Here is a 10,527-nt window from a genome sequence, read left to right as displayed (position 1 = left end):
GCTTGCATCCTAAATGGTTGCCGTCCAACTCATGCGCGGAGGTATTATAAAGGTGTTCATTCGCTGTTCCTGTCCTGGCCAACTGCGCCAGTCCATCGCGCTCAAGCTGGGCACTGTCCTGCTAGGGCTAAACCTGGCCTGGCTCTCTGCCGCGGCCGAACCGGAATCTGCTTCCGAGGCAGCGCACTTATCGGAGATTGCCACCAGTACACAGGTGTTGGATCTGAACTCCCTGGTTGGTCTGGATGACCTCATGGGGCGCATTGCCGAGAAGGATGTCATTTTCATCGGCGAGTCGCACAACAGCTACGCCGACCATCTCAATCAACTGGCCATCATTGAACGCCTGCATGCGCGTGGTAAGCCTCTGGCCATTGGTATGGAGTTTTTTCAGCAGCCGTTCCAGCCCGTGCTCGACGCCTATGTCGCCGGAGAGCTTAGCGAGCACGAGATGCTCAAGCAGACGGAATACTTTGACCGCTGGCGTTATGACTATCGGCTCTATCGTCCCATCTTGCGCTTCGCGCGCGAGCAGGGTATTGCGCTAGTGGCGCTCAATCTGCCGCGGGAACTGACTGAAAAAGTTGGCAAGCAAGGCATGGATGCCCTGGAACCCGAGGAACGCGCGCGCCTGCCAGCTGAGATTGATGCGTCCGATCCGGCCTACCGCGAGCGCTTGAAAGCTGTTTATGAGCAGCATCCGCAGGGGCCAGACAGTGATTTCGAGCGGTTTCTCAGCGTCCAGCTCTTATGGGACGAAGGGATGGCGGAGCAGGCGGCCCGTTTTCTGGATACACAGCCTGGGACGACCCTGGTGGTTTTGGCGGGCTCTGGGCATCTTGAGTACGATCAGGGTATCCCCATGCGACTTAAGCGCCGGAAACCGGTGGAGACGGTCACCATTCTCAATGGCACGCATCACGCATTCGCGCCCGAGCGGGCGGATTATTTGCTGTTTCCACTACCCCTGGAGTTGCCCGCGCGCGGCTTGCTTGGTGTGATGCTCGATACCCAAGCGGAAGGCGAGGGGGTACGTATCGAGGGCTTTTCCGACCAGAGCGGTGCCAGGGATGCTGGGGTGAAGGAAGATGATCGTTTGGTGCGAATTGGTGGGCGTGCCATCAGTGATTACGCCGACGTGCGTATTGCCATGGTCGATGCCGCACCAGGGGACCAGCTCGCGGTGGAGGTCTTGCGTCCCGGTCTGATTGGCAAATCCGAGCGCCTACGGATGGAGGTGCGTCTCCATTGAGCACTGGATTGTCCACTGGATTGACCGCTGAATTCATGGCTGAACTCGCCAGTGGTAACGGACCTGAGCTACTGGCTCCGGCTGGCACCTTGCGCAATCTCGATTATGCCTTGGCCTATGGGGCCGATGCAGTGTACGCCGGCATTCCGCGTTACAGCCTGCGGGTGCGCAACAATGACTTTACCGGCAAGAATCTGATTACCGGAATTCGCGCCGCCCATAGGCTGGGTCGGCGCTTCTATCTGGCCGTCAACCTGATGCCGCACGGCGCCAAGTTGCGCACCTTTCTCGCTGATCTGAGACCGATTCTGACGCCAGATGATCCAGCGTATATGCCCGATGCGCTGATCATGTCCGATCCCGGGTTGATTGATCTGGTGCGCGAGCACTGGTCCGATATTCCTGTCCACCTGTCGGTGCAAGCCAATACGACCAACGCCGCCACGGTGCGGTTCTGGCAACGCCAGGGGCTCAGGCGCGTGATTTTGTCGCGCGAGCTGTCTCTCGCGGAAATCGCCGAGATTCGTCAGCAGTGCCCTGGAATTGAGCTTGAGGTCTTTGTGCATGGTGCTCTGTGCATCGCCTACTCCGGGCGCTGTCTGCTCTCCGGGTATTTCAACCATCGCGACGCCAATCAGGGCAGTTGCACCAATGCCTGTCGGTGGGAATACCGACTGGGAGAGATCCCAGGCACTGCCGAAACCGAGGCTTTACAACCTCAGCCGCGTTCTGAGCGGAGCTATGTACTGGAGGAAGCTCAGCGGCCTGGGGAAGCTCTGCCGATTTTCGAGGACGAACAGGGGACCTATATCCTCAACGCTAAAGACTTGCGGGCGGTTGAACATGTCGCTGAACTCATCGCCATCGGCGTTGATAGCCTCAAGATCGAAGGGCGTACCAAATCCCACTACTACTGTGCTCGTGCCACCCAGGTCTACCGCCAGGCAATTGACGGCGCGCGGGCTGGTCTCCCCTTTGACAAGCGCTGGCTGGAGGAGCTCGAGGGCTTGGCTAACCGCGGCTATACCTCTGGTTTCTATCAGCGCCATGCACCGGAAGACTTGCAGAATTATCGCGACGGGGTATCGCGCAACCAACGTGCCATCTTCGTCGGCGATGTGATTGGCTACGATGCGGCTTCCAGCCAGGCCGAAGTGGCGGTGCGGAATCGTTTTGCCCGAGGCGATCAGCTGCAATTGCTCACTCCCGCCGGCAACCATTCCCTGGTCTGTGAGCAGCTCTGGGATCGGCACGGGCAGCCGCTTGAGGTTGCCCCGGGCTCGGGCTGGATTGTGCGTTTGGGTCTGCCCAAGATGCCTGCCAGTGCCGACCTGAGTCGGTTTGGGCTGCTCACGCGCGAGCTCTAATGGCGGTCTTGCGCCAGACACCCTGCCGTTGGGCGGCTGGGCTGTGGCATAATTCGGGGCTTGTTTCCTTCGGTTGACGCAATTCTTCACGATGTCCATGCCTGACGCCAAGTTCGCTGCCCCGCGCCCGCTGCAACTGCACGAGCGCCTGCACGCCTACTACGAGCTTGTGCGACTGCACCGGCCAATCGGTATTTTTTTGCTCATGTGGCCGGCGCTTTGGGCGCTCTGGATTGCCGGGAATGGGCAGCCGCCCTGGACCGTGGTGGTCATCTTCGTGCTGGGCGTGGTTCTGATGCGCTCGGCCGGTTGTGCCATCAACGACTATGCCGATCGCCACTTTGATGGCCATGTGCAGCGCACCCGGGCACGGCCGCTGGCGGCGGGCATCATCGGCCCGGGCGAGGCGCTGGGAGTCTTCGCGCTGCTGTGCCTGCTGGCCTTTGGTTTGGTGCTGATGCTCAACTGGCAGACAGTGGCCCTGTCTTTTGTCGCATTGGGGCTTGCGGTCATCTACCCCTTCATGAAGCGTTTCACCCATCTGCCGCAGGTTTTTTTGGGTGCGGCCTTTGGCTGGGCGGTGCCCATGGCGTTCATGGCCATCAATGGGAGCATACCCGGTTTTGCCTGGTTGATTTTTTTCGCGGCCGTGCTTTGGGCGCTCATCTACGACACCCAATATGCCATGGTTGATCGCGAGGATGATCTAAAGATTGGCATCAAATCCACCGCCATTTTGTTTGGTCGCCAGGATCTGCTCGTTGTCGGGGTGCTCCAGGTGCTGATGCTTGTACTGCTTATCGCGGTTGGGCTAGGTGCCGGTCTGGGGTTGGCCTATTACGCGGGCATTGGCGTGGCTGCCGCGCTCGCCCTCTATCAGCAGTGGCTGATCAGCGGGCGTGAGCCAGGACGGTGCTTCAAGGCGTTTTTAAATAACAATTACTATGGCATGGCGGTGTTTGTCGGCTTGGTGATCGACTATCTGCGCTAATGCGGACAGTCGCCGCGCAAGCCATCATTGCTCTATCACCTGTCTTTGGCCCCTCTTTAGGCCCGCTGCGGATGAGGAAACCACGCATGTTTCACATTCATTTACCGCCTGCACTGGTGCGTCCGGCGCTGCTCATTCTGGTCTGCTTCGCATCATCCCTGGCGCTCGCAAGTGACATGGCGGAGGGTATTGACTACCGCCGCGTCGAGCAGTCACAGCGATTTGACCCGGCGACCGATGAGGCGAGCGTCGAGGTGCTGGAATTCTTCTGGTACGGTTGTCCGCATTGCTACCATCTGGAAGCCGATGTTGAACACTGGCTGGCCCGCCAGCCGGAGCAAGTGCGCTTTCGCCGCGTGCCGGCGGCGAATTCAGCCCGCTGGGTGAATCACGCCAAAGCGTTTTTTGCCGCCGAGCAGATAGGCGCGCTCGAGCAGCTGCATGAGCCCTTGTTCAAGGCGCTGCAAGAGGAACGCAGGCCCTTGTTCGAGGATGACCAACTCATCGCCTTCGCCGCTGAGCAAGGGATTGATGAGGAGGCCTTTCGCGCGGCGTATCAATCTTTTCCGGTCGATCTGCAGGTGCGCAAATCCGCCGAGCTTGCGACCCGCTTTGGTATTACCGGAGTCCCTTCGCTGGTGGTCAACGGCCAGTATGTCACCAGCCCCAGTCAGGCCGGCGGGCGCGTGCGCACTTTTGAGGTAGTTGATGCGCTGATCGCCCAAGAACTAAACCGCTAAAACGCGGCCTGTGAGATGTACTGTCGACCATTTTGACGCCCCAGCCTTGCGCTCCAGCCTAGCGCCCCAATAGGGCGCTCCAGCCGGGCGCCCGAAATGGCTCCCAACCTGGGTTTTGAGCAGGTTGGCCATGCCGTTTTCCGGTTTTTGCCGCGGCAGCTTAAACCTCCCGCGGCAGCCCGTAAGGGGGTGGTCGCAGGCTGAGTGCTGAACCGGTATCGGCCAGGGTCAGGTCATCGCGTTCAACCGCGGCGATTTCCGCCACCGCGAGGAGTTCGCAGCGGCCAGCGGCGTTGCGTCTGGCGTCCACCACGCTGCCCGCGCCCTGGGCGGATTGGCTGCCGGCGGAGTCAAGCTGGGTTCCGGGGACGGGGAGCTGGTCAAGAGCCACTTCGCTGAAGTACATGCGGCGTTTCAATTTGCCAAGATATTGCATGCGCGCGACTACTTCCTGCCCGGTGTAGCAGCCCTTGTGGAAGCTCAGGCCGTCAATCAGGTGCATGTTAGTCATTTGCGGCACGAACAATTCGCGCGTGTTCGCGCCAATGCTGGGAATGCCAGCGCGGATGTGGTGCAAGGCCCAAAGATCGCCGCCCGTGAGTTGTGCGCCAGCTTCCCTGGCCTGTTGCCACAGGCGTTCGGCGGTGGCTGGCGGACCGACATAGAGCCAGCGTGGGAGTGGGCCAGCGGCGCGGATCAGGCACGCGTCTCCCTGGATGGCGAGGTCATTGTCGCCCTCTGGTAGTGAGCCGAAGTGGTCCGCCAAGACAGCCCCCGTGCACTCACCAATCAGGCCGAGGCAGATGATCTCATCACTGAGATCCCTGACGGCGACTTGCGCGCGCAGCACGAACATCTTCAAGCGTGGCAGCAGGGTGGCGATTTGTTCGCGCGGCAGGATCAGGTGGTAGCTCTCGCCCGCGCGCAGCACCAGAGAATCTGCCAGCACGCGGCCCTTGGCGTTGCAGTGGCAGCTGCGCTGCGCATGGGTGTCGGAGAGTTCGCGCAGATCGTTACTGAGCTGGCCCTGCAGGAAGTCGGCCGCATCGGCGCCCTTGACCTCAATCACGCCAAGCTCGCCGAGGGCGCAGAGCGCGCAGTCGGACTCCGCGGGCATTTCTGGAAAATGCACCTTGGCGTCAGCCTCGACTGTGCCGCCATGTGCCACGATAAAACTCTGCCACTGGGTATTCATGAGTGCATGCCTGTCTGTCTGTCTGTCTGTCTGCTGGCGCCCATTCAGCACGGGCGAATCGGTAAAGATGACTGCCAAGGGCGGACTGGGGTAGGGTGATAAGGATAGCGTCGCCGCCTCCGGGCTCCTCACCGCTTATGCTCAAAGGCCATTCTCCGGGAGATAGCAACATCTTGTCCATTCATCAAGGTAACCCGCGCATTGATGCGCTGGTTCTCTATAAAAGCCGCCCAGCGCGGGTCAGTGCGCTCGATGACAAAATTGAGCTTGAGCTTGAGGGAGGCCAGACCAAGCGCGTGCGTCTGAAGGATGTCGTGCTCTTGCATCCCGGCCCGCTGCGGCGGCTCGCCGATCTGACGGCCGGACTGGATCGGCTAGCTGGGCAGAGTGGAAGTTTCGAGGAGGCTTGGGAACTGCTTGATGGCGAAAGTACCACGGTGACTGAGCTGGCCGAATTGCTGTATGGCGAGTCCTCCCCCGAGGCTGTCTGGGCGAGCTGGCAGTTGGTGATGGAAGGGCCCTTGTTTGAAGGCGAGCCAGAGGCGATTCGCCCACGCGCGGCCGAGGTGATCGCGCAGGAACGTGAACAACGCGAGGCCAAGGCCCGCGCGGAGCAGGAGTGGGCGGACTTTGTCGCGCGCATCGAAAAACGGGTCTTGTTGCCCGAGGATGGCGAGCGTCTGCGCGAGGTCGAGCGTATGGTGTATCAGCAAAGCGAGCACTCGCGGATTCTCAAGCATTTCGACGTGGCCGAGCAGCCAGCGAAGGCGCATGCCTTTCTGCTGCGCGTCGGCCATTGGCCGGCGGAGCATAATCCCTATCCCAAGCGCTTTGGTGTGGCGCTGGCGGCGCCCGCTTTGCCGGTGCCTGAACTGGCCGAGGAGCCTCGCTTGGATTTAACCGCGCTGCCGGCCTACGCCATTGACGACGCCGGCAATCAAGACCCCGACGATGCCATCAGCTTGGATGGGGACCGCGTCTGGGTGCATGTGGCCGATGTGGCGGCCTTGGTGACGCCGGGCAGCGAGCTGGATCTCGAGGCGCGCGCGCGGGGTGCCACCCTGTATCTGCCCGAAGGCGCCATCACCATGCTGCCCGAGGCCGCGACCGCGGCTCTGGGCATGGGCCTGAAAGAGATTTCCCCGGCGCTGTCCTTTGGCTTTCGCTGTGACGAGCAGGGCGAACTGCACGACATTGATGTTCGGCCAAGCTGGGTGCGGGTTGAACGCCTGAGCTACGGCGAGACCGAGCAACGGCTGAGCGAGGAGCCATTCGCATCCTTGTCGCGGCTGGTTGAGCGCTTTCGTGCCCGGCGCGCGGCCAATCAAGCGGCCAGAATCGATCTGCCAGAGGTCAATTTACGCCTGAGCGACGGCCAGGTGATCATTGAACCCATGGTGCGCCTGGCCGCGCGGGAGTTGGTGACCGACGCCATGCTGATGGCGGGCGAGGCCACGGCGCGCCTTTGTCAGGAACGTGAGATCGCCATTCCATTCGCGGTTCAGCCACCGCCAGAACGCATCGAACAGCCGGAGAGTCTCTCTGGCATGCACGCCTATCGACGTTTTTTCAAGCCGTCTCGAACAACGGTCGAGCCGGGCGCGCATTTTGGGCTGGGGCTGCCGCTCTATACGCGGACCACCAGCCCGTTGCGTCGCTACGCCGATCTTCTGGTGCATCAGCAGCTGCGCGCGCATCTGCGCGGTGAGCCGCCCTTGGACGCGAGTGACCTGGCCACGCGCGCCAGTCAGGCCGAGGTGGCCGGGGCCGCGGTGCGCAAGACCGAGCGGCTGTCAAATCAGCACTGGAAGCTGGTCTATCTGCGCGCGCATCCCGGCTGGCGAGGTCGGGGAGTGGTGGTGGCGCGCGAGGAGCGGCGCACGGTGGTGCTGATCCCGGAACTCGCGCTCGAGACCCGGCTGCGCGCCAAGCAAGAGTTGCAGCTTGATGCCGAGCTGGACCTCCTGCTGACCTCCGTGGATTTACCTGAGTTGGAGGGGCGCTTCCGGTTGGTCGATGGTTGAGTTGGTCTCAATCTCAAGCAGCCGCGCGCGGGCGATCTGGAAATCCGCTGGGTTCAAGTACTGGATGACCACCGCGCCTTGGGGATCGCGCGCGATGTCCATGCCGCGCTCGGCATAAAGCCAGTGCTGGACGCCAGACTTCTCGGTGAAGCGCTCCGCTGGCTGGCCAAAATTGCCAGCGATATCGCGTGGCTCGAGGCGCTTCCAGGGCAGGTAGGTGAGGCCGCGCAGCGGCGTTCCCGTCATGCTGGCGGCATCGTCCGAGGCCAAGGTGACCTTGCGTGCGCCATCGCCCAGGCTGCTGATGCGAAGACCGCGCTGGTAGAGGGCATCGCGTTGCCCGGCGGGGAGCTGGAGCGAGGCGACCCAGTCGGCGCGGATTCCGCTCAGGATGATGTCATCAAAAAAGGCCTCCAGGGTGATCTCGCCATCCGCTGCGAGAAAGAGACTGAGTTTTCCCTGGTTATCAAGCAGCGCGCGCAGATCGGCAAGTCGGCTCTCGCCCAAGGTGAGACCAAATACCTGCGTCTGGCCAGCGGGGGAGCGAGTGACATCCCAGGGCAGTCGCGGCGGGCCGGGTGGATCGACGGGAGGAGTCAGTGATAGCAGCAACCATAGGCCAAGGATACCCATGACGGCAGCGGCTAGGGTGGTCAGAAAAATGTTGCGATCCATGGTTCCCATTTGGTTTTGCCGAAGACAGCGAGGTTGCGGCAACAACGGGCTGCAACATGGGCAGGGACAAGTCGGCTTTGCTTGGCGCCCGCCTTGGCGATGCGTCATGCGCGCTCCAGCAGCAGCCCGGCCGCGACTCGTCGGCCCTCGCTCGCGAGCAGGTTGTAAGTGCGACAGGCGGCACCGGTGCGCATCCATTCGATACCAACGCCCTGTTCGGCCCCTGATGCCATCAACGAGGGGGGCGGCATGCGCTGCGTGGCGCCAGTGCCAATCAAAATCACCTGCGGGCGAGCCTGGAGCAGGAGATTCAGATCCCCTGCGGTTGGCGCATCCTCCGCGCCAGGCGCCCAGGGCTGGACCGCGCTATCCGGCAACAGCAGCACGGCATGCCGGAAAATCTGTCCACTGATACGGAAATGCTCGTGGTCATAGGCTTCAATTCGCAAGGCATTGGGGGCGAGAATTTCGGAGAATTTCATGGTGTGCTGTATTGCCCGGCCGGGTCGGGAATGGGTGGGGATAATCTGCCGATGCAAGGCCGACTGGGACAAGGTATCATTTCACTTGAACATTTGCCTTGGGGTTTGGACACGAATGTCAGAGCGCCGACTGACCGGATACGCTTTTTGACCGTGAAACAGTCGCTCCATCGTCCGGGTTTTTCTCCGGCCGGTGCCGTCCTTAAATACCCCTGGGTCAATCAAGCATCAGGATCTATTCGGCTTGGGGCCGACACTTGCGGGAATCAACACTACCATGTCAAAACCCAGTCAGGCGATTTGCTCGGTCGCCTTTTCTTTTGGATTCACGCGCGCGCGTCTGCCTGGCGCTGTGCTGCTCGGTTTGATATGCGCAATTCCCTGTGCGCATGCGGCTAATTTGCTCGATATCTATGATCTTGCCGTCAGCAGCGACCCGACCCTGCGTGAATCGGAGCAGACCTTCTATGCCACGCGCGAGAACAAGCCGCAGGCGCAGGCTCTGCTGATGCCGAATTTCTCCCTGAGCGGCAATGTTAATTACAACAACGTCGAGACCGACAGAAGCGGCCTGACCAGCCAGTTTGGAGGCGGCACGGGGCGGGATACCTATCAGACCTCGGGTGCCAGTGCTGTTTTTTCTCAATCTGTTTACAACCGCGGTAGTTGGGTTCAGCTCAGTCAGGCGGACAACACCATCGCCCAGGCCGAGGCGCAGTACCAAGCAGCACAAATTGACCTGATGGTTCGCACGACCGAGGCCTATTTCGACGTGCTGCGCGCCAACGACGCGGTGCGCGTGCAAAAGGCGCTCGAGACAGCCAACGAGCGGCAGCTGGAGCAGTCACGGCAGCGCTTCGAGGTCGGTTTGGTTGCCATCACCGATGTCAACGAAAGTCAGGCTGCCTACGACCGCTCGCGCGCCAATCTGATCAGCGCCGAGAACGATCTCAACAATAAGTGGGAGGCGCTCAGACGTATCATCGGTCCGGTGTCTCTGCCGCTTGCCCGCCTTGGCGACCGACTGCCACTGGCGCCGCCCGAGCCTAATGATATCGATACCTGGGCGAAAACGGCTCTAGCGAGAAATTTTAACGTCGTCGCGGCGCAGCAGGCCGCCGAGTCCGCGCGCAAGGGCATTGAAGTGGAGCGGTCCGCCTATTACCCTAGCGTGGATTTGCAGGCCGGCTATGAAATCGCGCGCTCCGAAGCTAGAACTGGCGTGGATACCGACTCGGGTTTCGTCGGTCTCAACCTGACGGTGCCCATCTACCAGGGCGGTGCCGTGGCCTCTCGTACCCGCCAGGCCGGCTATAATTTTCGCGCCGCCCAAGATCGACTTGACCAGCAACGGCGGGCGGTGATCAATCAGGTCAATGATGCTTTCCGTGGCATTCTCTCAAGTATCAGCGATGTGAAAGCTCGGCAGGCGGCCATCGTCTCCGCGCGCAGCGCACTCGAATCCACCCAGGCAGGTCTTGAGGTTGGCACCCGTACCCAAGTGGATGTGCTCAACGCACAGCAGAATCTGTTTCAGGCTGAATTCGAGTATCTCTCGGCTCGCTATGACTACATCATCAATGGCGTGTTGCTGCATCAAGCCACAAGTACCCTCAATCGCGAGGTGCTAGCCATGGGCAATGCCTGGCTGAACGAGAAAGACCTGGTACAGCCGCCGGCTTATTGAGCCTCTTGCGTATGATACGCACCTTGCAGAGGCGAATGAATCTGGACAGTCCTAATCTGGCCAGTCCCAATAGCCCAGCGGTCAGTTCATGACCGATGTGCAGGTGTCATGGCA

General features: G+C 61.1%; 9 protein-coding genes. 6 read left to right on the top strand and 3 right to left on the bottom strand.

Annotation, left to right across the window (positions count from 1 at the left end):
- Nucleotides 1-52: 52 nt before the first annotated feature.
- The 4 genes from Thiowin_RS12895 (at nt 53) to Thiowin_RS12880 (ending at nt 4,350) form a co-directional block, all read left to right on the top strand.
- A complete protein-coding gene (locus tag Thiowin_RS12895; protein WP_328983413.1) occupies nt 53-1,252 on the top strand; it encodes a ChaN family lipoprotein in 1,200 nt (399 codons plus the stop codon).
- Nucleotides 1,253-1,287: 35 nt separating this feature from the next.
- The gene (trhP, locus tag Thiowin_RS12890; RefSeq protein WP_328983412.1) at nt 1,288-2,619 is read left to right on the top strand and encodes a prephenate-dependent tRNA uridine(34) hydroxylase TrhP; all 1,332 of its coding nucleotides are present in this window, start codon (nt 1,288-1,290) and stop codon (nt 2,617-2,619) included.
- 91 nt (nt 2,620-2,710) lie between these two features.
- The gene (gene ubiA / locus Thiowin_RS12885) at nt 2,711-3,610 is read left to right on the top strand and encodes a 4-hydroxybenzoate octaprenyltransferase (protein WP_328983411.1); all 900 of its coding nucleotides are present in this window, start codon (nt 2,711-2,713) and stop codon (nt 3,608-3,610) included.
- A gap of 86 nt (nt 3,611-3,696) precedes the next feature.
- Nucleotides 3,697-4,350, top strand: a complete 654-nt coding sequence (locus tag Thiowin_RS12880) for a thiol:disulfide interchange protein DsbA/DsbL (RefSeq protein WP_328983410.1) — start codon at nt 3,697-3,699, stop codon at nt 4,348-4,350.
- A gap of 160 nt (nt 4,351-4,510) precedes the next feature.
- Here Thiowin_RS12880 and ygfZ read toward each other — a convergent pair whose 3' ends face one another.
- Nucleotides 4,511-5,545 carry a CAF17-like 4Fe-4S cluster assembly/insertion protein YgfZ gene (gene ygfZ / locus Thiowin_RS12875; RefSeq protein WP_328983409.1) on the bottom strand — a complete coding sequence of 345 codons (1,035 nt, stop codon included), beginning with the start codon at nt 5,543-5,545 and terminating at the stop codon, nt 4,511-4,513.
- Nucleotides 5,546-5,718: 173 nt separating this feature from the next.
- On the opposite strand from ygfZ, the gene Thiowin_RS12870 reads away from it, so the two are divergent.
- The gene (locus Thiowin_RS12870) at nt 5,719-7,569 is read left to right on the top strand and encodes an RNB domain-containing ribonuclease (RefSeq protein ID WP_328983408.1); all 1,851 of its coding nucleotides are present in this window, start codon (nt 5,719-5,721) and stop codon (nt 7,567-7,569) included.
- Here the strand turns inward: Thiowin_RS12870 and Thiowin_RS12865 are convergent.
- Complete coding sequence (locus Thiowin_RS12865; RefSeq protein WP_328983407.1) at nt 7,528-8,244, bottom strand: hypothetical protein; 717 nt, start codon at nt 8,242-8,244, stop codon at nt 7,528-7,530. The two genes, Thiowin_RS12870 and Thiowin_RS12865, sit on opposite strands and share 42 nt — an antisense overlap.
- A gap of 104 nt (nt 8,245-8,348) precedes the next feature.
- Nucleotides 8,349-8,726 (bottom strand): Mth938-like domain-containing protein, encoded by a 378-nt coding sequence (locus tag Thiowin_RS12860; RefSeq protein ID WP_328983406.1) that lies wholly within the window; start codon nt 8,724-8,726, stop codon nt 8,349-8,351.
- Nucleotides 8,727-9,003: 277 nt separating this feature from the next.
- Between Thiowin_RS12860 and Thiowin_RS12855 the strand changes: the two genes are divergently transcribed.
- Nucleotides 9,004-10,413, top strand: coding sequence for a TolC family outer membrane protein (locus Thiowin_RS12855; RefSeq protein ID WP_328983405.1), 1,410 nt, complete (start codon nt 9,004-9,006; stop codon nt 10,411-10,413).
- The last annotated feature ends 114 nt before the right edge of the window (nt 10,414-10,527 follow it).

The organism is Thiorhodovibrio winogradskyi (genome assembly GCF_036208045.1).
GTDB classification, from domain to species: Bacteria; Pseudomonadota; Gammaproteobacteria; order Chromatiales; family Chromatiaceae; genus Thiorhodovibrio; species Thiorhodovibrio winogradskyi.
Note: the sequence above shows the minus strand (reverse complement) of the source record. Positions and strands in the feature narration are given on the sequence as shown.

Bases quoted from the DNA above. Each gene is read 5' to 3' on its own strand.
- trhP (WP_328983412.1), top strand. From the start codon at position 1,288: ATGGCTGAACTCGCCAGTGGTAACGGACCTGAGCTACTGGCTCCGGCT.
- ubiA (WP_328983411.1), top strand. From the start codon at position 2,711: ATGTCCATGCCTGACGCCAAGTTCGCTGCCCCGCGCCCGCTGCAACTG.
- Thiowin_RS12880 (WP_328983410.1), top strand. From the start codon at position 3,697: ATGTTTCACATTCATTTACCGCCTGCACTGGTGCGTCCGGCGCTGCTC.
- ygfZ (WP_328983409.1), bottom strand. From the start codon at position 5,545: ATGAATACCCAGTGGCAGAGTTTTATCGTGGCACATGGCGGCACAGTC.
- Thiowin_RS12865 (WP_328983407.1), bottom strand. From the start codon at position 8,244: ATGGATCGCAACATTTTTCTGACCACCCTAGCCGCTGCCGTCATGGGT.
- Thiowin_RS12860 (WP_328983406.1), bottom strand. From the start codon at position 8,726: ATGAAATTCTCCGAAATTCTCGCCCCCAATGCCTTGCGAATTGAAGCC.
- Thiowin_RS12855 (WP_328983405.1), top strand. From the start codon at position 9,004: ATGTCAAAACCCAGTCAGGCGATTTGCTCGGTCGCCTTTTCTTTTGGA.